We start from the raw sequence: 22910 nt of genomic DNA, 5'->3' as shown, positions 1-22910 counted from the left end.
ATGAACCTTCGCTTTCGGCGTCGCTGGAACCGGTCATGAAGAGTTGGCAGGTATGACGTTATCGGTTCCCGAAGCGACCGCGTGACATGCAAGCGGCGTGGTTCGTCCACACTGCGGACCATCCTGCACGAATTCCGTGCGGTCTCCCGCCTGAGGGCTCTGCAAGTTCTTGCTCGTGTTGCAAAATCGATGCATACCGAAGGTGCCGCGGCCCGGCCAGGGCGCTACGGTGTCCCGGTGCGAGCGATACGACGATTCTCCGTCCGCCCTGTCCTGCCCGAGCCGCTGACCGGCCTCGGCACCCTGGTGAACAACCTGCGCTGGGCCTGGCACCCCGAGACGCAGGACGTGTTCGAGGCTGTCGACCCGCAACTGTGGCGCAGCACCGGCGGCGACCCGGTCCGGCTGCTCGGCGAGGTCCCCGCGGCCCGCCTGGACGAGCTGGCCGCCGACCACGCCTTCCTGCGCCGGCTCGAGCTGGCCGTGAACGACCTGAACGGGTACGTCACCGACGACCGCTGGTTCCAGGCCGACGCCGGTTCGCCGGTCAGCTCGGTGGCCTACTTCTCCCCGGAGTTCGGCATCACCCACGTGCTGCCGCAGTACTCCGGCGGTCTCGGCATCCTGGCCGGCGACCACCTGAAGGCCGCCAGCGACCTCGGCGTACCGCTGATCGGTGTCGGGCTGCTCTACCGCCACGGCTACTTCGGCCAGTCGCTGAACCGCGAGGGCTGGCAGCAGGAGCGCTACCCGTTGGTCGACCCGGACGGGCTGCCGATCAGCCTGCTCCGCGACGGTGACGCACCCGCGACCGTCACCGTGACCCTGCCCGGTGGCCGTGAGCTGCGGGCGCAGATCTGGGTCGCCCAGGTCGGCCGCGTGCCGCTGCTGATGCTCGACTCCGACATGGAGGAGAACGAGCCGGCCGAGCGCGAGGTGACCGACCGCCTGTACGGCGGGACGACCGAGCACCGTCTGCTCCAGGAGCTGCTGCTCGGTGTCGGTGGTGTCCGCGCGGTCCGCGCCTTCTGCCGGATCACCGGCCACGCGGCCCCGGAGGCCTTCCACACCAACGAGGGCCACGCCGGTTTCCTCGGCGTCGAGCGGATCCGCGAGCTGGCCACCGACCAGGGCCTCGACTTCGACACCGCGCTCGAGGTCGCCCGCGGCGGCACCGTGTTCACCACCCACACCCCGGTCCCGGCCGGGATCGACCGGTTCCCGGTCGAGCTGATCCAGCAGCACTTCTCGCCGGACGTGTTCGGCGACGGCGTCCCGATCGACCGGATCCTGGCGCTCGGCGCCGAGGACTTCGAGAACGGCGACCCGAGCGTCTTCAACATGGCGATCATGGGCCTTCGCCTCGCTCAGAGGGCGAACGGCGTCTCCAAGCTGCACGGTGTGGTCAGCCGCGGGATGTTCGCCGGCCTGTGGCCGAGCTTCGACCCGTCCGACGTCCCGATCAGCTCGATCACCAACGGCGTGCACGCGCCGACCTGGGTGGCGCGCGAGATCTCGGCGCTCACCTACGCGAACGCCGACCAGGGTGACTCCGAGGGCATGTTCGAGGGTCTGGACAAGACCACGGACGCGGCCCTGTGGGAAACCAAGCGGATGCTCCGCCAGCGCTTCATCGACGACACCCGGGCCCGCGTCCGCGCGTCGTGGGTGAACCGCGGGGCCAGCGAGGCCGAGCTGGGCTGGGTCGACTCGATCCTCGACCCGGACGTGCTGACGGTGGGCTTCGCCCGCCGCGTTCCGTCGTACAAGCGGCTGACGCTGATGCTGCGTGACCCGGAGCGGCTGAAGGCGCTGCTGCTGCACCCGACCCGGCCGATCCAGATCGTGATCGCCGGCAAGGCGCACCCGGCCGACGAGGGCGGCAAGAAGCTGATCCAGGAGATGGTCCGGTTCGCCGACGACCCGGAGGTCCGGCACCGGATCGTCTTCGTGCCCGACTACGACATCGCGCTGGCGCAGCCGATGTACCCGGGCTGCGACGTCTGGCTGAACAACCCGCTGCGTCCGTACGAGGCGTGTGGCACGTCCGGCATGAAGGCGGCGCTGAACGGCGCGCTCAACCTGTCCATCCGTGACGGCTGGTGGGACGAGTGGTACGACGACGAGTTCGGCTGGGCGATCCCGTCGGCCGAGGGCATCGAGGACACCGACCGCCGCGACGACCTCGAGGCGCACGCGCTGTACGACCTGATCGAGAAGCAGGTCGCGCCGCGGTTCTACGACGGTGAGGTCCCGGGCCGCTGGATCGAGATGCTGCGGCACACGATCAAGGAGCTCGGCCCGAAGGTGCTCGCCACCCGGATGGTCCGCGACTACGTCGAGCGGCTCTACGTCCCGGCGGCGCACTCGTCGCGGCAGCTCAACTCGACGTACGACGGCGCCCGGCAGCTGGCCGCGTGGAAGAAGCAGGTCCGGGCGGCCTGGCCGCAGATCCGCGTCGACCACGTCGAGCTGCAGGGCCTGGGCGACGTCCCGCAACTGGGGACTACGGTCGGGATCCGCGCGTTCGTGACGCTCGGCGAGCTGACCCCGGACGACATCGACGTCGAGGCACTGCACGGCCGGGTGGACTCGGCCGACGAGATCACCGACGCCGTGCGGGTCTCGCTGAAGCTGGCGGAGACCTACGAGGGCAACCGGCACCGCTTCGAGGGTGAGCTGAAGCTCGACCGCACCGGCCCGTTCGGTTACACCGTGCGCGTCCTGCCGAAGCACCCGATGCTCGCCAGCCCGGCCGAGCTCGGCCTGGCCGCGGGCCCGTCGGACCCCGAGGACCCGGACACCCCGGACCTGCCGGCCGGCTCGGAGTTCTGAGCTAGCCGGGAAGGGCCGGGCACCTAGCAGGGTGCCCGGCCCTTCTTCAGTTCTTGCGGCGCAAGCGTCCCCACGGTTTGAACACCGACAGGACGACCGCGACCATCAGCAGGGTCGGGGACACGATCGGCGGGAAGACCAGGTCGACGGCGTTGCCCTCGGCACCCTTCTCCGCCAGGTCGACGACGCCCGGCCTGAGCGCGATCAGGATGAGGGTGCTGAGCAACAGGTTGAGCCCGAGCTTCACCACCACCCACCAGTACTTCACCAGCCCGTACTTGCTGCCGTAGGCAAGCAACACCCCGGTGACCAGGCAGGTCAGCCCGGAGATCGTCATCGGCCAGATGGTCACCAGCTCGAGTGCGCGGAAGCACAACGCCTTGGTCTCCACGTCGCCGGTCCCGAGCGCGGTGAAGACCAGCACGGCCATCGCCACGTCGAGCCCCAGCCACGACCCGACCGACGCGATGTGCACCACCAGCGTCAGCTTGCGCGTCCGTCCTGAGAGTCGCCACGAAGTACTCATGCCGGAATCGTCCTGCAGCAAGGGCCTTCGGGGCGTCGGCCCGGAGGAGGCTCTCGGGCTACTTCCCTTGCGGTACCTTCTGCCGCGTGCCGAGGTCGACAGAGTACGGCGGGCCGCCGGTGGGCGTGTGGACCATGATCTTCTCGCCGGGATGCAGGTCGGGATCCGCGTGGTACCAGTCACGGACCTTCGCCTCGGCGGCCTTGTCGCCGGCGTCGGCGGCCACGAGCAGCGCGGCGAGCTCGTCGGTGGGGGTGAGATCCATCTCCAGGTCGTCGGCCATCGCGCCCCAGCCGTCCCACAGCAGCAGCTCGTCGGCGTTGAGATGGGCGACCTGCAGGAACACGTAGTCGCGGATGAACCAGCCGCCGCGCAGCGGCAGCGTCGGGTCCACGCCGCAGGTCTCGCCGTCGATCTCGCCGGAGCGGAACCCGCGCCACGTCTCCGCCGCCGACCGGAACCGCCCGGCCGGCAGGTCCTGGACGTCGAAGCCCCAGTGCTCACCCGGTTCGAGCTGCGCGTCGACCTGCACCCAGCGGTCGCCGTTCCAGTACTCCGCGATCACGTGGTCGGCGTTCCAGCCGGGCTGGAAGTACGTCGCGAAGCCGATCCGGCTGCGCGCCGGGATCCCCTGGTGGCGCAGGGCGGAGACGAACAGCAGCGCGTAGTCCCGGCAGCACCCGGCCACGCGGTCCTCGGGCGCGCGGGGCGCCGTCAGCGGCGTACCGTTGCGCCGCTGGTCGGTCGCCAGGATCTCCTCGACCCAGCGGTTGTTCACCTCTTCGAGATGCTCACCGGTGAACTCGATCCCGCCACCGCGGTAGTGGATCAGCAGGTTCTGGACCGCCGCGGCCAGGCCGGGGACGTCGGTCGGCAGGGCGTCCAGCAGTTCGGCGTACCGGCCGGGATCGCTGTACGGCGTCTGGTGCGCGTAGTTCATGACAGTCCTTCGATCGGTTGGGCGATGTCCACCGCCGGGTCGGAGCCGGTCCGCTCGCGGAACCCGGGGTGGTAGATCTCACGGATCGGTCCGGTCGTCGGACGGCCCGACGTACGGACCCAGTCCTCGACCAGGTCGTAGGCGAGCATGATCCGCGGGTAGACGCACTCGTCGCGGCTGATCGTGCAGTACGCCGCGGTGTGGGCGGGCTCGATCCGGATCCCGATCGGCCCGGCCGGGTCGACCGTCCCACCGAACGGCACGCAGATCTCGACCGTCGCCTCGCTCTCCGGCGTGACCGCGCCGTGGTAGATCACCCACGACCCGCCGGGCAGCGACGCCCCGGCCGCGGTCAGGTGCGCGCGGATCTCCAGCGTCGAGGCAACGATCACGCCCATCAGCGACTGCTGGTCGACGTCCACCCGGATCGACGCGAGCTTGGTCTCCGGGACGTCGCGTTGCAGCACCGGCCGCGGACTCAGCCCGGGTGAACCGGCCCGCAGCAGCCGGTCGCGCAGATACTCGACCGTCGCCTGCCGGGCCTCGTTGGTCGCCTGCTGCGCGGCCCACCAGCGGTCCAGCCGGATCAGCGCCTCCTCGTCGGTGCCGGCCAGCACCTCGGAGATGGTGGCCAGCGGCATCTCGACCTGCCGGAGCACGCTGATCCGCCGGGCGCGTTCGAGCTGCTCCTCGTCGTACCGGCGGTAGCCGCTGATCGGGTCGACCGCGGCGGGAGCGAGCAGGCCGGACACGTCGTACAGCCGCAGGGCTTTGTGCGAGAGCCCGGCGCGCCGCCCGAACTCGCTGATCGTCAGCATGGCAGTACTCAACACCTTGCCCTTGGGGCAGAGTAAATACCTGGCCAGATCCCCGCCCCCGGTCGATCATGGGGTGATGTCCGTGGAGCCGGTCTGGTCAGGACTCGTCGAGATCGCCTGCGACGAGTCCGGCTTCTCGGGGAGCAACCTGCTCGACCCGGACACCCGGGTGTTCACCCACGCGAGCCTGCAGCTCGGGCCGGGGGAGGCCCGCCGCGCGGTCGAGGAGCTCAGGGACCGGTCGCGGTACGTCGCGGGGGAGTACAAGTCGGCCCGGCTGTTCAAGCAGCGCCCGGCCCTGACCTGGCTGCTCGGACCGGAGGGCCCGCTGCTCGGCCGGGCCGCCGTACAGCTGACGGACAAGTACTTCCTGCTCGCCGGGCGCCTGACCGCGCTCTTCGCGGGCGGACTCGACTACCGCACCGGTACCAGCCTGGATCTGCACAGTCCCGAGGCCGCACGTGCCTTGCACCTCAACGGTCCCCGGCACGGGGACATCTGGTGGACGCTCCTGCAGAGCTTCATCGACCTGCTCCGCTCCAAGAACCGGACCATGTACGACAAACGCGTGGAGGAGTTCCTGGCGGTCGCTGGCCGCTTCACACCGTTGGAGCCGGGCCTGCACATCACCCGCCCGCCGCTGGACGCCCTGCGGGACAGGCTGTTCGACGACCGTACCCTGCTGCCCCCGCTCGAGGTGCTGATCCCCGCACTCGTCGAGACCACCCTGCACTGGTACGCCGACGGCAACGCGGTCGCCATCGTCCACGACGAGCAGAGCGCCCTGACCGTGCACCGGATCGCCCAGGTCAACCTGTTGATGGACGACTCACCACTGGAGCTACGGCAGACCGACTCGCGCACCGACCCGCGCGTCCAACTGGCAGACCTGCTGGCCGGCTCAGCCCGGCAGATCGCCACCGCGGAGCTCAATGGCGAGGGCGATCCCGCGCTGACCGCTCTGCTAGCCCCCTACCTCACGCCGCACCCCATCTGGGCGGACGACGCGAGCTGGGGTCGGTTGACGAGGGCCGGGCGCCCCGGCAACGCTCAGCTTGGCGGAGATCCCGCGCTGTAGGAGGACCGCCGGCAACGCGGCGCGCAGGGCGTCGGCGTGCTGGCGGTAGCCGAAGTTGTTGGGGTGGAAGTTGTCGGCGGCCAGGAGCCCACGCCACGGCGGCCGGGCGTACCGGGAGACCTCCGCGACCGGCAGCCCGCGCTCCAAGGCGGTGGAGCCGATCAGCTGGTTCACGCTGGTCACGTACGGGCTGATGGCCCCGCCGACGCGCCAGAAGCGGTCCGGCACGGTCAGGTCCATCACCACCGAGGAGGAGGGCAGCCGGTCGATCACCTGGCGCAGGTGGTCGCGGAACCGCTTCGGCGGCGTACCGAGGATGTCGTTGGTGCCGATGCCGCAGGTGACGAGCGCGGGCTGTAGCCCGTCCATCAGGGGCAGTTGGTCGTCCAGCACGTGCCTGGTCTGGGCGCCGGAGCGGGAGAGGTTCAGCACTCGCCACGGCGTACCGGTCGAGCGGAGGGCCCGCAGCACCTGGCCGACGTACCCGTGGAGAGGGGAGGACGCGCCGAGGCCCTGTGCGGTCGAGTCGCCGAGCACCACCCACAGCGGTCCGTCCGCGGTCAGGGCCTGCTCGTTCTGCCGGTTCCAGAAGTCGGCGTACGTGCGGGCCTGGACGTCGACGTACGCCACTCCGTCGCACCACCGGCGGAAAGCGACGCGCGAACTGGAGCGCTCCGCCTCGCCCCAGCGGGTGACCGCGCGGTGCAGTGCGCCGATGGGCGTGGTTCGCTCGCGGGCCTCTCGGCGCAGCAAAAACATTGGTCCCCCCTCAGGTGAACAACAGGTGACCAATGAAGATACTTGCCGAAGGTTAACAACCCATCAGAGTGCGCGGAGCAGCACCACGCAGCGCGGCGCAAGCGGCACCCGCGCCCCCGCCTCGACCTCCGTGACCCCCGACCCCGACGTGTCGACGACCACCTCGTACCCCGGCGCCCAGGACGCGTCCGGTACGACGACCTCCCGCTCCTCGGCGGTCGCGTTCAGCACCAGCAGGAACGAGTTGTCGGTCAAGATGTTGCCCTCGGCATCGGTCCCGCGCAGCGCGTCGCCGGCCAGGAACATGCCGATCGTCCGTAGATTGCCGTCGTGCCAGTCGTTCTCGGTCATCTCGCCGCCGTGCGGCGCGATCCAGGACAGGTCCTTGCGCCCGCCCGCGACCACCGGCTGGCCGGAGAAGTAGTGCCACTGGCGCAGCGCGGGGTGCGCCGCCCGCAGCGCGAGCAGCTGCTTGGTCAGCCCGAGATGGTCCGACCACGTCGAGGGCAGCGTCCAGTCGAACCAGGAGATCTCGCTGTCCTGGCAGTAGGCGTTGTTGTTCCCGTACTGCGTCCGGCCGCACTCGTCCCCGGCCGTGATCATCGGTACGCCGGTCGACAGCACCAGCGTCGTCATCAGGTTCGCCATCTGCCGCTTCCGCAGCGCGACCACGCCTCCGTCGTCGGTCTCGCCCTCGACGCCGCAGTTCCAGGACCGGTTGTCGTCGGTGCCGTCGCGGTTGTCCTCGCGGTTCGCGTCGTTGTGCTTGTGGTCGTAGGAGACCAGATCGCGCAGGGTGAACCCGTCGTGCGCGGTGACGAAGTTGATCGAGGCGTACGGGTAGCGCCCGTCGTCGCCGTACAGGTCGCTGGAGCCGGACAGCCGGTACGCCAGGTCCTGTACGCCGTACGACGACGTGCGCCACACGTCGCGGACCGAGTCGCGGAACTTGCCGTTCCACTCCGACCACGGCGTCCCGAAGTTGCCGACCTGGTACCCGAACGGGCCGACGTCCCAGGGCTCGGAGATCAGCTTGACCCGGCCGAGCACCGGGTCGGCGGCCACCTCGGCCAGAAAGGGATGGTCGACGGTGTCGACCTCGTGCCGCTCGTTGCGGATCAGCGTCACCGCCAGGTCGAAGCGGAACCCGTCGACGCCCATCTCCTCGACCCAGTAGCGCAGCGAGTCCATCACCAGCCGGCGGACCTGCGGGTGCGAGGTGTCGACCGAGTTGCCGGTGCCGGTCACGTCGTAGGTGACGCCGCCGTGGGTGAGCCGGTAGTAGGCGCGGTTGTCGATCCCGCGGAAGCTCAGCGTCGGCCCGTCGAACCCGCCCTCGGCGGTGTGGTTGTAGACGACGTCGAGGATCACCTCGATTCCCGCCGCATGGAACGCCGCGACCATCGCCTTGAACTCGGCCACCTGCTCACCGGCCGAGCCGGCCGACGAGAACGGGCCGTGCGGGGCGAAGTAGTTCAGCGTGTTGTAGCCCCAGTAGTTCGGCAGGCCGCGGGCGGCGATCGCCGGCTCGGTGAGGAAGTGGTGGATCGGCAGCAGCTCGACCGAGGTGACGCCGAGCTCGGTCAGATAGTTGATCACCGACGGGTGCGCCAGGCCGGCGTACGTCCCACGCTGGTGCTCCGGTACGTCGGGGTGCAGCTTGGTGAAGCCCTTGGTGTGCAGCTCGTAGATGACCGTCTCGCTCCACGGGACCGGCCGGCTGATCGGCGGCGGCGGTGCGCCGTCCGCGACCACCACGCCGACCGGGACGTGCCCGGCCGAGTCGCCGTCGGAGGAGTCGTAGATCAGCGGGCTGGTGAAGTCGAGCGAGCCGTCGACGGCCCGGGCGTACGGGTCGAGCAGCAGCTTGGACGGGTGGAAGCGCAGCCCGTGCGACGGGTCGAACGGGCCGTGCACGCGGTAGCCGTAGCGCTGGCCGTGGCCGATGCCGGCGACGAAGCCGGTCCAGTACTCACCGGTGTGGGTCAGGTCGAGGTTGCGCTGGGCACCGTCCGGGCCGAGCAGCGCGAGCTCCACCCGCTCGGCGGCCGGGGCCCAGAGCGTGAAGGTGGTGCCGTCGGTGTGCACCTGCGCGCCGAGCCGGACGTCCGGGTCGGGGGCAGGGCCGAGCTCGTTCGGGGCGGCGGTGGCTTCGGTCACCGGCACATTCTGCCCATGACGTGTCAAACCACCGCACAACGGGCAAGAGTTGTCCCTAGCGATCTTGGTAGTGTTCATGAAAGGCTGTTTTGAACAAACATGCGCACCAATGGTAAAATTTTACCACTCGAGCCTGGAGCCGAGGAGAAAAATCATGCGAATTTCCGCTCTGCTGGCCGGTGTTGTCCTGGCCGCCACCGCACTGACGGCCTGTGGCGGCAACTCCGGCAACGACGCCGGTGACGCCAAGGTCCCCGACGATCCCGCCCAGGTGAAGGGCGACCTCACCTACGCGATCTGGGACGTCAACCAGCAGCCCGCGATGCAGGAGCTGGTCAAGGCGTTCAACGCCAAGTACCCGAACGTCAAGGTGTCGATCTCGCTGGCCACCTTCGACCAGTACTTCACCAAGCTGAAGACCCAGGGCACCTCGGACAACCTGCCCGACGTGTTCTGGATGAACGGCCCGAACCTGCAGCTGTTCGCGGCCAACAAGCAGCTGGCCACGCTGGACGGCCTGATCGAGGGCAAGCAGGTCGACCCGGCCAACTACCCGCAGGCCCTGGACGACCTCTACTCCTGGGACGGCAAGCAGTACGGCGTCCCGAAGGACTTCGACACGATCGCGTTCTGGTACAACAAGAAGCTCTTCGCCGAGGCCAAGGTGGCCGAGCCGACCGCGGACTGGACCTGGGACGACTACAAGGCCGCCGCCGCGAAGCTGAAGGCCGCACTCGGCCCGAAGGGCATCTGGGCCAGCGGCGACGAACTGGGGAACCAGGGCAACTACTACCCGGCGATCATGAGCAACGGCGGGTACGTCATCAAGGACGGCAAGTCCGGGTACGGCGACCCGAAGTCGGTCGAGGGCCTGCAGTTCTGGTCCGACATGGTCAAGGCCGGTTACACCCCGACCGCGGCGCAGAACGCCGAGACGCCCGGCCGCGAGCGGTTCTTCAGCGGCAAGGCCGCGATGATGTGGAACGGCAACTGGCTGGTCTCGATGGCACTGAAGTCGCCGGTGAAGAACGACCTGGCCATCCTGCCGATCCCGAAGGCCCCGAACGGTGAGCGCAAGACGCCGATCCACGGGCTGGCCAACGTGATGAGCGCCAAGACCAAGAACCCGCAGGCCGCGGCCGCGTTCCTGGCCTTCCTCGGCAGCAAGGACGCCGCGCTGATCCAGGCCAAGGCCGGCGCCGCCAACCCGGCGTTCAACGGGACGCAGGGCGACTTCGTGAGCTCCGCGCCGTACGCGCTGAAGACGTTCATCGACGCGGCCGCGCAGTACTCCGAGCCGTACCCGGTGAGCAAGGACACCTCGGTGTGGAACAAGCTGGAGACCGACCAGATCGCTCCCGCGTTCGGCGGTGACAAGCCGATGTCCGAGGTCGGACCGGACGTCGCGGGCAAGATGGACGAGGCGCTGGGCAAGGAGAAGTGAAGGCACGGCGGGCCGACGGCGGGTGGCCCTGGCTGTTCGTCCTGCCGACCTTTCTCGGGGTCGGGGTCTTCTACCTGTGGCCGTTGCTGAAGACGCTGTACGACAGCTTCACCGAGACCGGGCCGTTCGGCGGCAGCGCGTGGGTCGGGGCCGAGAACTACACCACGCTCGTCGCCGACGCCGAGGTCTACCGGGCGATCCTCAACACGGTCGTCTACACCGCGATCGTGCTGCTCGGCATCCCGCTGGCGGTGCTGTTCGCGAGTCTGCTGAACCGGCCCGGCCTGCGCGGCGCGATGGTCTACCGGACCCTGTTCTTCCTGCCGTACGTCGCGCTGCCGACCGCGATCTCACTGGTCTGGCGGATCATCTACAACGGCGAGTACGGCGTCCTGAACCAGGCCCTGAAGGTGATCGGTGTCGACGGCCCTTCGTGGATCACGCAACCGTGGTTCGCGCTGGTCGCGGTCGCGCTGCTCGGCCTGTGGATGTCGATCGGCTTCAACATGATCGTGCTGTCGGCCGGGCTGAAGGGCATCCCCGGCGAGCTGTACGAGGCGGCGTCGCTGGACGGCGCCTCGCGGGTGCAGCAGTTCCGCGCGATCACCGTGCCGCTGCTGACGCCGTCGATCTTCTTCCTGTCCGTCGTCACCACGATCGCCGGGTTCCAGCTGTTCGACCAGCTGTTCGCGCTGCTCGGGCCGACCAACCCGGTGATGCCGAAGACGCAGTCGCTGGTCTTCCTGTTCTACGACGCGGCCTTCGTCGGCAACGACCGCGGGTACGCCGCGGCGGTCGCCGTCCTGATCCTGGCCGTGGTCGGGCTGCTGACGGTGTTCCAGTTCCGCTTCCAGCGCAGGTGGGTGAGCTATGACTAGCCGCAACTCGCAACGACTGGGCAGCAACCGGCTCGCGCACGTCGTCCTGGTGCTCGGCAGCCTGGTGATGATGTTCCCGTTCCTGTGGCAGCTGAAGATGGCCTTCTCCAGCCAGGCCGAGATCCAGTCGGTGCCGCCGGACGTGTTCCCGTCGAAGCTGCAGTGGAGCAACTTCTCCGAGGTGTTCCAGCGGCTGCCGTTCCTGGACCAGTTCTGGGTCTCGGTGGCGGTCACCGCGGGCCGGACGATCGGCCAGCTGGTGCTCTGCTCGATGGCCGGCTACGCCTTCGCCCGGATGTCGTTCCGGTTCAAGGGGCTGATGCTGGCGCTGGTCCTGTCGATCCTGATGGTGCCCAGCCAGGTGTACCTGATCCCGCAGTACCAGATCATCCAGTCGCTCGGCTGGCTCGACTCGATCCAGGGGATCATCGCCCCCGGCATCTTCAGCGCGTTCGGCACGTTCCTGATGATGCAGTTCTTCAAGACCATCCCGGCCGAGCTGGAGGAGGCCGCCCGCCTCGACGGCTGCAACCCGTGGCAGACGTTCTGGAAGGTCGTGCTGCCGGTCGCCCGGCCCGGACTGATCTCGCTGGCGATCATCACCGTGCTCGCCTCGTGGGCCGACCTGCTCTGGCCGCTCGTGGTCACGTCGTCGCCGGAGAAGATGCCGCTCTCGGTCGGGCTGGCGACACTGGCCGGTTACCAGGGCACGATCTCGCCCGGCGTCCTGATGGCCGCCGCGCTGATGGCGATGGCTCCCGTCCTGATTCTCTTCGTCGTACTGCAGCGTCGCGTCGTCGAAGGTATTGCCTTTTCCGGACTCAAATAGGTTAGGAATCCCATGACAGACCTCACCGGCCTCACGGTCGGACTGGTGGGCGCGGGCAACATCGCACACGTCCATGTCGCGGCCTGGAAGGCGCTCGGCGCGCGGGTCCTGGTCCATTCCGTCGACGGCGCCGACGAGCTCGCGGCGCAGTACGGGCTGGAGGTCGCGAACTCGCTCGACGAGCTGCTGGCGGCCGTCGAGTTCGTCGACATCGTGACCCCGTCGGCCACCCACCACGACGTCACGCTGGCCGCGATCAAGGCCGGCCGTGACGTCATCTGCGAGAAGCCGCTGACGCTGACCGCCGCGGCGTCGCACGAGCTGTCCACGGCCGCGGCGGCTGCCGGGGTCAAGCTCTTCCCGGCGCACGTGGTGCGCTTCTTCCCGGCGTACAAGGCGGCGTACGACGCGGTGCGGGCGGGCCGGATCGGGCAGGTCGCGGTCGCGCGGTTCTCCCGTCAGGCCAGCTCACCGGCCGGCAAGGGCTGGTACCGCGACGTCGCCCGCTCCGGCGGCGTGATCATGGACCTGATGGTGCACGACCTCGACCAGGCCCGCTGGCTGTGCGGCGAGGTCGAGAGCGTGTACGCCGTGCAGAGCCCGCCGTCGGTGGACGGGATCTCTCCGGTCAACGTCGCGGCGCACGTGACGCTGACCCACGCCGGTGGCGCGATCAGCCACCTCCGCGCGACCTGGGGCGCGACCGGTACGCCGTTCAAGACCACCTTCGCGATCGCCGGCTCGAGCGGCCAGCTGCAGTTCTCGTCGGCCGACAACACCGGGTACGCCGAGGAGCTGCAGGACGGCGGTTCGGGCGGCGACCTGCTGATCCCCTCGAACACGCTCGGCGAGAGCCCGTACCTGACCCAGCTGCGGGAGTTCGCCCTCGCGCTGCGCGGTGGGCCCGAGCCGCGGGTCGACGCCGCGGACGGCGCGGCCGCGGTCTACCTGGCCGAGGCCGCCCGCGCCTCGATGGAGACCGGGCGCACGATCGACATGAAGAGCTTCGACCCGGCAGGAGTGGCCCGATGAGCCTCAAGGTTGCGATCGCTTCGTTCGCGCACACGCACGCCTCCTCCTACGCCTCCCTGCTGTCGATGCTGCCGGGGATCGAGGTCCTGTCCTCCGACCCGGACGGCGCCGCCGCTCCGGATGCCGGACCGCGCGGTGCTTCCTTCGCCGCCGACCACGGCATCGCGTACGTCGACTCGTACGACGAGCTGTTCGCCTGGGGCCCGGACGCCGTCGTGGTGACGGCCGAGAACGCCCTGCACCGGCCGCTGGTCGAGCGGGCCGCCGCGGTCGGCGCGCACGTGCTCTGCGAGAAGCCGCTGGCCACCGAGGTCGCCGACGGCGAGGCGATGCTGGCCGCGTGCGCGGCGGCCGGGACGATCCTGATGGTTGCCTACCCGGTGCGCTTCGCGCCGTCGTACGGGCGGTTGAAGGCGTCGGTGGAGGCCGGCCGGCTCGGCGACGTGTTCGCGGTCCTGGGGACCAACAACGGCAAGATCCCGTACGCCGCACGGCAGTGGTTCACCGACGCGAAGCTGGCCGGTGGGGGAGCGCTCGTCGACCACACCGTCCACTGCGCCGACCTGATCGACGGCCTGACCGGCGGAGCCGAGGCGACGCGGGTCCACGCCGCTGCCAACCACGTGCTGCACCAGGACAAGGACGTGGCCGTCGAGACCGGCGGTCTGGTCACCATCACGTACGACAACGGGCTGCTGGCCACCATCGACTGCTCCTGGAGCATGCCGGACAACGGGCCGACCTGGGGTGGTGTGACGCTGCAGGTGACCGGTACCAACGGCTCGGTGGAGATCGCGCCGTTCCAGGAGCACGTCGGCGGCACCGACGCGTCGGGCGAGGTCTACCTGGGCGTCGGCGGTGACCTGGACGGCGCGATGCTCGGTGAGTTCCTCTCGGCGGTCAGGGCCTCCGGTCCGGCCGTCGCAGGGCAGCCGCCGGCCGTCGTACCGCAGCCGGACGGTGCTGTCGGCCTCCGCACCCTCCGAATCGTCGACGCGGCCCGCCGCTCCGTGGCGGCAGGCCAGCCCGTCGACCTCTGACCACCTCGGGGCGGAGGTGGACGCGGGGTGGGAGCACTGCTCCCACCCCGCTCAACCGGCCTCCTGAGGTGATACCACCGGTCGTCCGGTACGGTGCCGGGGATGTGACCGGCGGGTAGTACCACGACTGGAGGAGCGAGACGATGGGCGAGTTCGTCAACCTGACGGTGGCCGACGGGGTCGGCACGATCCGGCTGGACCGGCCGAAGATGAACGCGCTGAACGTCCAGGTCCAGGACGAGATCCGGGCCGCCGCGCTCGAGGCCACGGCCTCCGACGAGGTCCGCGCGGTGGTCGTCTACGGCGGCGAGAAGGTGTTCGCGGCCGGCGCGGACATCAAGGAGATGGCCGACATGTCGTACGCCGACATGGTCCGCCGCTCCGGCCCGCTGCAGGCCTCGCTGTCCGCGGTCGCGGCCATCCCGAAGCCGACCGTGGCGGCGATCACCGGGTACGCGCTCGGCGGTGGCTGCGAGCTCGCGCTGTGCGCCGACTACCGGATCGCGGCCGACGACGCCAAGCTCGGCCAGCCGGAGATCCTGCTCGGCATCATCCCGGGCGCCGGCGGCACCCAGCGGCTGTCCCGGCTGATCGGGCCGTCGAAGGCCAAGGACCTGATCTACACCGGCCGCTTCGTCGACGCCGAGGAGTCGCTGCGGATCGGGCTGGTGGACCAGGTCGTTCCTTCGGCTGAGGTGTACTCGGCGGCCGTGGCGTGGGCTGCGCAGTTCTCGCGGGGCGCGGCGCTGGCGCTGCGCGCCGCGAAGGAGTCGATCGACGCCGGGCTCGGCGTCGACCTGCACACCGGGCTGGAGATCGAGCGGCAGCAGTTCGCCGCGCTGTTCGCCACCGAGGACCGCGCGATCGGGATGAAGTCCTTCGTCGAGAACGGCCCGGGCAAGGCCGAGTTCAAGGGAATCTGATGACCACTTCCGCCGAGAAGCCCGCCGCCACCGCCGAAGAGGTCGAGGCGGCCTGGAACGACAACAAGCTGGCCCAGGTGCTCTACCACGACTGGGAAGCGTCGACGTACGACGAGAAGTGGTCGATCTCGTACGACGAGCGCTGCGTCACCTACGCCCGCGACCGGTTCACCGCGATCGCCGGCGACGACGGCTGGCCGTACGGCAAGTCGCTCGAGATCGGCGCCGGGACCGGTTTCTTCACGCTCAACCTGAAGCTGGCCGGCGTCCTGGCCGAGGCGCACGTGACCGACCTGTCGCCGGGCATGGTCGAGGCGGCCCAGAAGAACGCGGCCACGCTCGGCTTCGCCGTCGAGGGCAAGGTCGCCGACGCGGAGAAGCTCCCGTACGACGACAACACCTTCGACCTGGTGATCGGCCACGCGGTGATCCACCACATCCCCGACGTCGAGCTGGCGTTCCGCGAGATGCTGCGCGTCCTCAAGCCCGGCGGCCGGTTCGTGATCTGCGGCGAACCGACCCGGTACGGCGACTTCGTGGCGCGGCGGCTGTCGCGGTTCACCTGGTGGGCGACCACGAACCTGACCAGGATCCCGGCGCTGACCGACTGGCGGCGGCCGCAGTCGGAGCTGGACGAGTCGTCCCGCGCGGCGGCGCTGGAGGCCGTGGTCGACCTGCACACGTTCGACCCGGACACGCTGTCGCGGATGGCCTCGCGGGCGGGTGCGGTCGAGGTGAAGACGGTGACCGAGGAGCTGCTGGCGGCGTGGGTCGGCTGGCCGATCCGGACGTTCGAGGCCGCCGTACCGGAGCAGAAGCTCGGGTTCGGGTGGCGGATGTTCGCGTACAAGTCGTGGCTGCAGCTGTCGAAGGTCGACAAGGTGCTCGCTTCAGTGGTTCCGGACGAGTTGTACTACAACGTGTCCATCACCGGGGTCGCGGAGTAGATACTGGCCTGATGCGGTTGCTGTCGGTCTCGAACCTGCGCTGGGTGGTCCGCCACCGGGCGTGGACGCCGTACTACCTGAAGCGCTACTGGCGGTTCGCCTGGTTCAAGCTGCGGCATCCCCAGGTGATCACCGAGGGGTTCGTCTTCCTCGGCAAGAAGCTGGAGATCGTCGCCCGCCCCGGGCACGGCCGGATCGTGCTCGGCCAGTGGGTGCACCTGGGCGACGAGACCCGCCTGCGCGCGCACGAGGGCACGCTGCGGATCGGCGACAAGGTGGTCTTCGCCCGCGACGTCACGGTGAACTGCTACCTCGATGTGGAGATCGGCGCGTCCACGCTGATTGCCGACTGGACCTACATCTGCGACTTCGACCACAAGACCGACGACCTCGACCTGCCGATCAAGGACCAGGGCCTGGTCAAGTCGCCGGTCCGGATCGGCCCGGACTGCTGGCTGGCCACGAAGGTGACCGTCACCCGCGGCACCGACATCGGCCGCGGCGCGGTGATCGGCGCCAACAGTGTTGCCCGCGGCAACATTCCGGCGTACGCCGTCGCGGTCGGTGTCCCGGCGGTCGTCGTCCGGGATCGCGTCACCCGGTACGCCGACGACGCCGAACGGCGCGAGTACCTGGCCGGCCTGGCCCGCGACAACGAGGCGACGGCGGCCCGGCTGCGGGCCGGTCTGGACCCGACGGGTGGGGCTGAAGTGACCAGTGCTGCGGAAATCCCGCCACGGCGCGGCGTGGCGGGTGGTGTGGACAGCACTCCGGTGGGTAACCGTACTTCTACGACTGGTGACGCGCCGCCGAGCGCCGAGGGGTTCTCAAGTTACTCACCAGTCGGGCAGTATGTCCCGGAAGTCGTCGGAGAGGAGTCCCCGCGTGGTTGACCAGACAGGCGCCGCACGCCTGTCCGCCCTGGACTCCGCCGTACCGGCCGTCGAGGACGCGGCCGGCAGCCGTTCGCCGCTCGACCAGGCGGCGGCCGACGACTCGATCACGCAGGCACGGTACCGGGCGGTCGATCCGGTGCCGATCGTGACGGAAGGTCCCGGCGTCGCTACGTTGGACAGTGTGGACAACCGCCCGCTGGGTGTCCGGCGACGGTTGTCGCCGCGCCCGGTCCCGGGCAACCGGCGCAAGAAGGCGCCGGCGCAGGTGGCGGACGAGGAACCGACCCCGGCTGAGGAGATGGACGACGTGAGTACACAGGACGACAAGGCGGCGAAGGCCACCGAGTCCGACCAGGCACCGAAGCCGGCGGACGACGCCGGCGCGACGCCGGACTCGAGTCGGGGTGTGACGGCCACGAAGACCAAACCCCAGACCGCGGCCGAGATCGTCGCCGCGCAGAAGGCCCGCGAGGCGGAGGCCGCGAAGCCGGCCGCTGCTGGGCCCGAGGACACCGCGGTGACGAAGCCGGTCACCCGGCAGCCGGCCGCGACCGGTGCCTCGGGCAACAAAACCGGTGAGAACCCGCTGGCCGCGGCCCGGGCGGCGCGCGAGAAGACGGCGCCGTCCACCTCCGGGAAGGGCCGGGCCGCGATGTCGACGGTCGGCTCCGGGGTGAAGCGCGTCCGGAACCTCGTGGCCTCGCTGATCTGGCTGATCGCGGTGCTGGCGGCCGCCGTACTGGCGTTGGGGGCGTTGTTCACCGCGCTCGACCAGGCCAACCAGAGCAACGAGATCGTCCGCTGGGTGCTGGAGCGCGGGCACGACCTGGTCGGCCCGTTCAAGGACCTGTTCCGGCTCGAGACCGCGAAGAACACCCTGCTGGTGAACTGGGGGATCGCGGCGCTGGTCTACCTGATCGTCGGCAAGGTCATCGAACGCTTCGTCCGTCCCTAGGGGTTGCCCGGGCGACCACCACCAGGTCGAGGCTTTCGTCCATCGCGTCGCCGCGCAGCTCGAAGTCGTCGTACGTCGTACTGGTCACCAGGGCGACCAGCTCCTCGTCCCACGCACCGTGGTCGGTCGCGAGCTGCCGGTCCACACACGATCCGTGCCGCGCCTCCCACGCGCGCAGACGCTCCCCGTGGTGCAGTCCGAGAACGTGGGTGATCTCCAGCGGCTCCGGCTCGAGCAGCTCGACGAACTCCTCCGCCGTGAGTTCGCGGGTGTGGTACCAGTTGCCGCTCGGGAAGGTCAGCCGGTTCGGGGTCGTGAGGACCAGCGTGCCTCGCGGCGCGAGGATCCGCGCGCACTCGGCGACGAACCGCGGCTGCTCCCAGAGGTGCTCGATCGTCTGCAGACTCGTGACGAGGTCGAAGCTGCCGTCGGCGAACCCGGTCTGGACGAGATTGCCCTGGACCAGATTGACCTGTGGATAAGCCTTCGCGGCATGGCGAAGCGTCGTACCTTCATAGTCGAGACCGAACACCTGCATCGCACCCGCGGTGCGCAGCAGTTCCGCGCCGTACCCCTCGCCGCAGCCGGCGTCGAGGACCCGGCCGTCCGGTCCCACACTGTCCACGATCCAGCGGTAGGCAGCCTCGTGGCGCGCGAACCAGTAGTTCTCGTGCCAGATCCCCGGGGCGGTCCGCTCGCCGGTAAGAGGTAACGTCTCGGTCACCCGGTCAGCGTAACTGTGATGGGACTCGCACACGTCATATGTTTCTCGTGAGTAACATCCGTGGCAGGCTGGGAGAGACCGTTAACCAGAAGGGGTCCCACACGCTATGAAGATCGTCGTCTGCGCGAAGTTCGTGCCGGATGCCACCGCGGACCGCCGCTTCCGCTCCGAGGACAACACGGTGGACCGCGCCGGTGTCGACGGGCTGCTGTCCGAACTGGACGAGTACGCCGTCGAGACCGCGCTCACCGTCAAGGAGAACGGCGACGCCGAGGTGACCGTGCTCACGGTCGGGCCGGAGCAGGCCGCCGACGCCGTGAAGAAGGGCCTGCAGATGGGTGCCGACGCCGGCGTCCACGTGATCGACGACGCGATCCACGGCTCCGACGCCGTGGCGACCTCGCTGATCCTGGCCAAGGCGCTGGGCAAGCTCGAGGCCGACCTGGTCGTGTTCGGGATGGGTTCCACCGACGGTGGTATGGGTGTCGTGCCGGCGATGGTGGCCGAGCGGCTCGGCCTGCCGGCCGTCACGCTGGGCTCGGAGGTGACCGTCGACGGGAGCACCGTGAAGATCCGCCGCGACGGCGACACCGCCAGCGACACCGTGGAGGGCACGCTGCCGCTCGTGCTGAGCGTGAGCGACCAGGCCAACGAGCCGCGGTATCCGTCGTTCAAGGGGATCATGGCCGCGAAGAAGAAGCCGGTCGAGACCTGGTCGCTGGCCGACCTGGAGCTGTCCGGCGAGCAGGTGGGCCAGGCCGGCGCCTGGACCGAGGTCACCGAGGTGACCGCCCGTCCGGCGCGCACCGCCGGCACGATCGTCGCCGACGAGGACGGCAGCGGCGCTGCCCAGCTCGTCGAGTTCCTGTCCACCAACAAGTTCCTCTGAGGAGCGACCCGAATATGTCGAACGTTCTCGTTCTCGTCGACCACACCGGCGGCACGGTCCGCAAGACCACCGCGGAGCTCCTCACCATCGCCCGTCGCCTCGGCGAGCCGGTCGCGGTCTACATCGGCGAGGGTGTCCAGGACGCCTTGCCGGCGCTCGGTCAGTACGGCGCCACCAAGGTGATCGCGCTGACCGACCCGGAGCTGACCCAGTACCTGGTCGCTCCGAAGGCCGAGGCGCTGCAGCAGGTCGCGGCCAAGCTCGAGCCGGCCGCGATCCTGATCTCGTCCAGCGCCGAGGGCAAGGAGATCGCGGCCCGGCTGGCGGTCAAGCTGGACTCCGGCCTGATCACCGACGCCGTCGACGTGCAGGAGGGCCCGGTCACCACCCAGTCGGTGTTCGCGGGCAACTACACGGTCCAGGCCAAGGTCACCCACGGCACGCCGATCATCACGGTCAAGCCGAACGCGGCCACCCCCGAGGCGGCCGAGACGTCGCCGGAGGTGGAGGAGTTCGACGTGACGATCTCCGACGCCGCGAAGACCGCGCGCATCACCGACTCCAAGCCGCGTGAGGCGACCGGTCGTCCCGAGCTCACGGAGGCGGCGATCATCGTCTCCGGTGGCCGCGGCACCGGTGGTGACTTCGGCCCGGTCGAAGCCTTCGCCGACTCCCTGGGCGCAGCTGTAGGCGCTTCCAGGGCCGCTGTGGACTCCGGCTGGTACCCGCACGCCTACCAGGTGGGCCAGACGGGCAAGACCGTCTCTCCCCAGCTGTACGTGGCCGCGGGCATCTCCGGCGCCATCCAGCACCGGGCCGGCATGCAGACCTCGAAGACCATCGTCGCCATCAACAAGGACGAGGAAGCTCCGATCTTCGAGCTGGTCGACTTCGGCGTCGTGGGGGACCTCCACAAGGTCCTGCCGACCGCGACCGAAGAGGTCACCAAGCGCAAGTCCTGAGGCTGCCGGGGCCCGTCGGTACCCCGTGCCGGCGGGCCCCAACCCTCGATTTGCATCTTCACCGTGAATGTCAGTAATGTTCTTCTTGTTGGAGCGAGTGCGGGACGCGGAAGCGGCCGGTTGCTTCAACAAAATCCTTGAAGGTTCTTCGGACCGGAACACGCCTTGAGCGGGCTTCGGTCGCTGAGTCACGCAGGGATGCTGGTTCGAAAGTGGCCGATTTGACCGGGCCTGGACGGATCAGTAAGGTTTGTCGAGTTGCCCCGGAGTCCTGGCTGCGAAGTCATGGACGCGGTGTGTGCCCGATTCTTGAGAACTCAACAGCGTGCCGAAAGTCAATGCCGAAATTTAGCATTAACCCCATTCGCGGGTCATCTTTCGGATGATTCGTGATGGATTCCTTTGAATGTAATTTCTGGATTCAAGTCAGTTTGATTGTCTCTGATTCAAAGGATCACTCAAAGTAGTCTGTTTTCTGTGGTTCGCCGCAGTTAAACATATAGATTTCAACGGAGAGTTTGATCCTGGCTCAGGACGAACGCTGGCGGCGTGCTTAACACATGCAAGTCGAGCGGTAAGGCCCCTTCGGGGGTACACGAGCGGCGAACGGGTGAGTAACACGTGAGCAACCTACCCTCAACTTCGGGATAAGCCTCGGAAACGGGGTCTAATACCGGATATCACTCCATTCTTCATGGTTTGGGGTTGAAAGTTCTGGCGGTTGGGGATGGGCTCGCGGCCTATCAGCTTGTTGGTGGGGTAATGGCCTACCAAGGCGTCGACGGGTAGCCGGCCTGAGAGGGCGACCGGCCACACTGGGACTGAGACACGGCCCAGACTCCTACGGGAGGCAGCAGTGGGGAATATTGCGCAATGGGCGAAAGCCTGACGCAGCAACGCCGCGTGAGGGATGACGGCCTTCGGGTTGTAAACCTCTTTCAGCAGGGACGAAGCGAGAGTGACGGTACCTGCAGAAGAAGGACCGGCCAACTACGTGCCAGCAGCCGCGGTAATACGTAGGGTCCGAGCGTTGTCCGGAATTATTGGGCGTAAAGGGCTCGTAGGCGGTTCGTCACGTCGGGAGTGAAAACTCGGAGCTTAACTCCGAGCCTGCTTCCGATACGGGCAGACTAGAGGTAGGCAGGGGAGAGCGGAACTCCTGGTGTAGCGGTGGAATGCGCAGATATCAGGAAGAACACCGGTGGCGAAGGCGGCTCTCTGGGCCTTACCTGACGCTGAGGAGCGAAAGCGTGGGTAGCGAACAGGATTAGATACCCTGGTAGTCCACGCCGTAAACGTTGGGCGCTAGGTGTGGGGGACATTCCACGTCCTCCGTGCCGCAGCTAACGCATTAAGCGCCCCGCCTGGGGAGTACGGCCGCAAGGCTAAAACTCAAAGGAATTGACGGGGGCCCGCACAAGCGGCGGAGCATGCGGATTAATTCGATGCAACGCGAAGAACCTTACCTGGGTTTGACATATAGGGAAATCCTCCAGAGATGGGGGGTCCGTAAGGGTCCTATACAGGTGGTGCATGGCTGTCGTCAGCTCGTGTCGTGAGATGTTGGGTTAAGTCCCGCAACGAGCGCAACCCTCGTCCTATGTTGCCAGCACGTTATGGTGGGGACTCATAGGAGACTGCCGGGGTCAACTCGGAGGAAGGTGGGGATGACGTCAAGTCATCATGCCCCTTATGTCCAGGGCTTCACGCATGCTACAATGGCCGGTACAAAGGGCTGCGAAACCGCAAGGTGGAGCGAATCCCAAAAAGCCGGTCTCAGTTCGGATTGGGGTCTGCAACTCGACCCCATGAAGTCGGAGTCGCTAGTAATCGCAGATCAGCAACGCTGCGGTGAATACGTTCCCGGGCCTTGTACACACCGCCCGTCACGTCATGAAAGTCGGCAACACCCGAAGCCGGTGGCCTAACCCTTGTGGAGGGAGCCGTCGAAGGTGGGGCTGGCGATTAGGACGAAGTCGTAACAAGGTAGCCGTACCGGAAGGTGCGGCTGGATCACCTCCTTTCTAAGGAGCATTCGGCAGTCACCCCAGTGGGGTGACTGCCCATTCATCGTTTCTCAGACATCCGTTCTGAGGCGATGGTGCTTCGGAATGTGGAACATTGACCATTAGGCCCAGAACTTGAGTGGACGAGCTAGTACTGCTGATTCTCTTCGGAGGTGAGGCGTGGAACGCGAGATCATGACTAGGGATGGGCCGAGGCGCGCTGTTGGGTCCTGAGGGATCGGGCCGAATCCTTGCGGATTCTGGTTCGT

At 68.4% G+C, this 22910-nt stretch carries 19 protein-coding genes and 1 rRNA gene; 14 read left to right on the top strand and 6 right to left on the bottom strand.

The genetic code is table 11. The features are described 5' to 3' along the window. Nucleotides 1–237: 237 nt before the first annotated feature. Nucleotides 238–2835 carry an alpha-glucan family phosphorylase gene (glgP, locus tag HDA39_RS16945; RefSeq protein WP_184796168.1) on the top strand — a complete coding sequence of 866 codons (2598 nt, stop codon included), beginning with the start codon at nucleotides 238–240 and terminating at the stop codon, nucleotides 2833–2835. 46 nt (nucleotides 2836–2881) lie between these two features. On the opposite strand, the gene HDA39_RS16940 is transcribed toward glgP, so the two are convergent. The 3 genes from HDA39_RS16940 to HDA39_RS16930 are packed head-to-tail and all read right to left on the bottom strand — an operon-like array spanning nucleotide 2882 to nucleotide 5119. Next, on the bottom strand, nucleotides 2882–3361 hold the full coding sequence (locus tag HDA39_RS16940; RefSeq protein ID WP_184796167.1) for a hypothetical protein: 480 nt from the start codon (nucleotides 3359–3361) through the stop codon (nucleotides 2882–2884). A gap of 58 nt (nucleotides 3362–3419) precedes the next feature. Continuing rightward, nucleotides 3420–4301 (bottom strand): transglutaminase-like domain-containing protein, encoded by an 882-nt coding sequence (locus HDA39_RS16935; protein ID WP_184796166.1) that lies wholly within the window; start codon nucleotides 4299–4301, stop codon nucleotides 3420–3422. Beyond that, on the bottom strand, nucleotides 4298–5119 hold the full coding sequence (locus HDA39_RS16930) for a MerR family transcriptional regulator (RefSeq protein WP_184796165.1): 822 nt from the start codon (nucleotides 5117–5119) through the stop codon (nucleotides 4298–4300). Before HDA39_RS16930 ends, HDA39_RS16935 begins: the two co-directional genes overlap by 4 nt. Before the next feature lie 76 nt (nucleotides 5120–5195). On the opposite strand from HDA39_RS16930, the gene HDA39_RS16925 reads away from it, so the two are divergent. Further along, nucleotides 5196–6197 carry a DUF3800 domain-containing protein gene (locus tag HDA39_RS16925; RefSeq protein ID WP_184796164.1) on the top strand — a complete coding sequence of 334 codons (1002 nt, stop codon included), beginning with the start codon at nucleotides 5196–5198 and terminating at the stop codon, nucleotides 6195–6197. On the opposite strand, the gene HDA39_RS16920 is transcribed toward HDA39_RS16925, so the two are convergent. Continuing rightward, on the bottom strand, nucleotides 6084–6956 hold the full coding sequence (locus HDA39_RS16920) for an SGNH/GDSL hydrolase family protein (protein WP_184796163.1): 873 nt from the start codon (nucleotides 6954–6956) through the stop codon (nucleotides 6084–6086). The genes HDA39_RS16925 and HDA39_RS16920 overlap by 114 nt on opposite strands. 63 nt (nucleotides 6957–7019) lie before the next feature. Continuing rightward, complete coding sequence (glgX, locus tag HDA39_RS16915) at nucleotides 7020–9116, bottom strand: glycogen debranching protein GlgX (RefSeq protein ID WP_184796162.1); 2097 nt, start codon at nucleotides 9114–9116, stop codon at nucleotides 7020–7022. 154 nt (nucleotides 9117–9270) lie between these two features. Here glgX and HDA39_RS16910 point away from each other — a divergent pair, with 154 nt between their 5' ends. The 9 genes from HDA39_RS16910 (at nucleotide 9271) to HDA39_RS16870 (ending at nucleotide 18060) form a co-directional block, all read left to right on the top strand. Beyond that, on the top strand, nucleotides 9271–10560 hold the full coding sequence (locus HDA39_RS16910) for an ABC transporter substrate-binding protein (RefSeq protein ID WP_184796161.1): 1290 nt from the start codon (nucleotides 9271–9273) through the stop codon (nucleotides 10558–10560). After that, complete coding sequence (locus HDA39_RS16905) at nucleotides 10557–11438, top strand: ABC transporter permease subunit (protein WP_184796160.1); 882 nt, start codon at nucleotides 10557–10559, stop codon at nucleotides 11436–11438. The genes HDA39_RS16910 and HDA39_RS16905 overlap by 4 nt, the downstream gene beginning before the upstream one ends. Continuing rightward, a complete protein-coding gene (locus HDA39_RS16900) occupies nucleotides 11431–12267 on the top strand; it encodes a carbohydrate ABC transporter permease (protein ID WP_184796159.1) in 837 nt (278 codons plus the stop codon). The genes HDA39_RS16905 and HDA39_RS16900 overlap by 8 nt, the downstream gene beginning before the upstream one ends. Before the next feature lie 12 nt (nucleotides 12268–12279). Next, nucleotides 12280–13299 carry a Gfo/Idh/MocA family protein gene (locus tag HDA39_RS16895; protein WP_184796158.1) on the top strand — a complete coding sequence of 340 codons (1020 nt, stop codon included), beginning with the start codon at nucleotides 12280–12282 and terminating at the stop codon, nucleotides 13297–13299. Then, nucleotides 13296–14339: a Gfo/Idh/MocA family protein gene (locus HDA39_RS16890; RefSeq protein ID WP_184796157.1), complete on the top strand. Its 1044-nt coding sequence runs from the start codon at nucleotides 13296–13298 to the stop codon at nucleotides 14337–14339. The genes HDA39_RS16895 and HDA39_RS16890 overlap by 4 nt, the downstream gene beginning before the upstream one ends. Before the next feature lie 143 nt (nucleotides 14340–14482). Beyond that, complete coding sequence (locus HDA39_RS16885; protein ID WP_184796156.1) at nucleotides 14483–15262, top strand: enoyl-CoA hydratase/isomerase family protein; 780 nt, start codon at nucleotides 14483–14485, stop codon at nucleotides 15260–15262. Continuing rightward, the gene (locus HDA39_RS16880; protein ID WP_184796155.1) at nucleotides 15262–16209 is read left to right on the top strand and encodes a class I SAM-dependent methyltransferase; all 948 of its coding nucleotides are present in this window, start codon (nucleotides 15262–15264) and stop codon (nucleotides 16207–16209) included. Before HDA39_RS16885 ends, HDA39_RS16880 begins: the two co-directional genes overlap by 1 nt. Before the next feature lie 11 nt (nucleotides 16210–16220). After that, entirely contained in the window at nucleotides 16221–17102 is an 882-nt protein-coding gene (locus tag HDA39_RS16875; protein WP_184796154.1) for an acyltransferase, read from the top strand. After that, nucleotides 17095–18060 carry a hypothetical protein gene (locus tag HDA39_RS16870; protein ID WP_184796153.1) on the top strand — a complete coding sequence of 322 codons (966 nt, stop codon included), beginning with the start codon at nucleotides 17095–17097 and terminating at the stop codon, nucleotides 18058–18060. The genes HDA39_RS16875 and HDA39_RS16870 overlap by 8 nt, the downstream gene beginning before the upstream one ends. On the opposite strand, the gene HDA39_RS16865 is transcribed toward HDA39_RS16870, so the two are convergent. Next, nucleotides 18035–18784 (bottom strand): methyltransferase domain-containing protein, encoded by a 750-nt coding sequence (locus HDA39_RS16865; protein WP_184796152.1) that lies wholly within the window; start codon nucleotides 18782–18784, stop codon nucleotides 18035–18037. The genes HDA39_RS16870 and HDA39_RS16865 overlap by 26 nt on opposite strands. Nucleotides 18785–18890: 106 nt before the next feature. On the opposite strand from HDA39_RS16865, the gene HDA39_RS16860 reads away from it, so the two are divergent. The 3 genes from HDA39_RS16860 to HDA39_RS16850 all read left to right on the top strand — a co-directional run bounded on the left by HDA39_RS16860 (nucleotide 18891) and on the right by HDA39_RS16850 (nucleotide 22659). Then, on the top strand, nucleotides 18891–19673 hold the full coding sequence (locus HDA39_RS16860; protein WP_184796151.1) for an electron transfer flavoprotein subunit beta/FixA family protein: 783 nt from the start codon (nucleotides 18891–18893) through the stop codon (nucleotides 19671–19673). 14 nt (nucleotides 19674–19687) lie between these two features. Then, a complete protein-coding gene (locus HDA39_RS16855; RefSeq protein WP_184796150.1) occupies nucleotides 19688–20635 on the top strand; it encodes an electron transfer flavoprotein subunit alpha/FixB family protein in 948 nt (315 codons plus the stop codon). Between the two features lie 506 nt (nucleotides 20636–21141). Then, nucleotides 21142–22659: ribosomal RNA gene (locus HDA39_RS16850) — 16S ribosomal RNA — on the top strand. Nucleotides 22660–22910: the final 251 nt, after the last annotated feature.

The sequence above is a fragment of the Kribbella italica genome, assembly GCF_014205135.1.
Taxonomy (GTDB): Bacteria; Actinomycetota; Actinomycetes; order Propionibacteriales; family Kribbellaceae; genus Kribbella; species Kribbella italica.
This window is presented reverse-complemented; position numbering and strand designations above follow the sequence as displayed.

Excerpts from the sequence above, each read along its gene's own strand:
- HDA39_RS16920 (WP_184796163.1), bottom strand. The coding sequence starts at position 6,956 with ATGTTTTTGCTGCGCCGAGAGGCCCGCGAGCGAACCACGCCCATCGGC.
- HDA39_RS16855 (WP_184796150.1), top strand. The coding sequence starts at position 19,688 with ATGTCGAACGTTCTCGTTCTCGTCGACCACACCGGCGGCACGGTCCGC.
- HDA39_RS16940 (WP_184796167.1), bottom strand. The coding sequence starts at position 3,361 with ATGAGTACTTCGTGGCGACTCTCAGGACGGACGCGCAAGCTGACGCTG.
- HDA39_RS16910 (WP_184796161.1), top strand. The coding sequence starts at position 9,271 with ATGCGAATTTCCGCTCTGCTGGCCGGTGTTGTCCTGGCCGCCACCGCA.
- HDA39_RS16925 (WP_184796164.1), top strand. The coding sequence starts at position 5,196 with ATGTCCGTGGAGCCGGTCTGGTCAGGACTCGTCGAGATCGCCTGCGAC.
- HDA39_RS16935 (WP_184796166.1), bottom strand. The coding sequence starts at position 4,301 with ATGAACTACGCGCACCAGACGCCGTACAGCGATCCCGGCCGGTACGCC.
- HDA39_RS16875 (WP_184796154.1), top strand. The coding sequence starts at position 16,221 with ATGCGGTTGCTGTCGGTCTCGAACCTGCGCTGGGTGGTCCGCCACCGG.
- HDA39_RS16890 (WP_184796157.1), top strand. The coding sequence starts at position 13,296 with ATGAGCCTCAAGGTTGCGATCGCTTCGTTCGCGCACACGCACGCCTCC.
- HDA39_RS16930 (WP_184796165.1), bottom strand. The coding sequence starts at position 5,119 with ATGCTGACGATCAGCGAGTTCGGGCGGCGCGCCGGGCTCTCGCACAAA.
- HDA39_RS16880 (WP_184796155.1), top strand. The coding sequence starts at position 15,262 with ATGACCACTTCCGCCGAGAAGCCCGCCGCCACCGCCGAAGAGGTCGAG.
- HDA39_RS16860 (WP_184796151.1), top strand. The coding sequence starts at position 18,891 with ATGAAGATCGTCGTCTGCGCGAAGTTCGTGCCGGATGCCACCGCGGAC.
- HDA39_RS16900 (WP_184796159.1), top strand. The coding sequence starts at position 11,431 with ATGACTAGCCGCAACTCGCAACGACTGGGCAGCAACCGGCTCGCGCAC.
- HDA39_RS16885 (WP_184796156.1), top strand. The coding sequence starts at position 14,483 with ATGGGCGAGTTCGTCAACCTGACGGTGGCCGACGGGGTCGGCACGATC.
- HDA39_RS16895 (WP_184796158.1), top strand. The coding sequence starts at position 12,280 with ATGACAGACCTCACCGGCCTCACGGTCGGACTGGTGGGCGCGGGCAAC.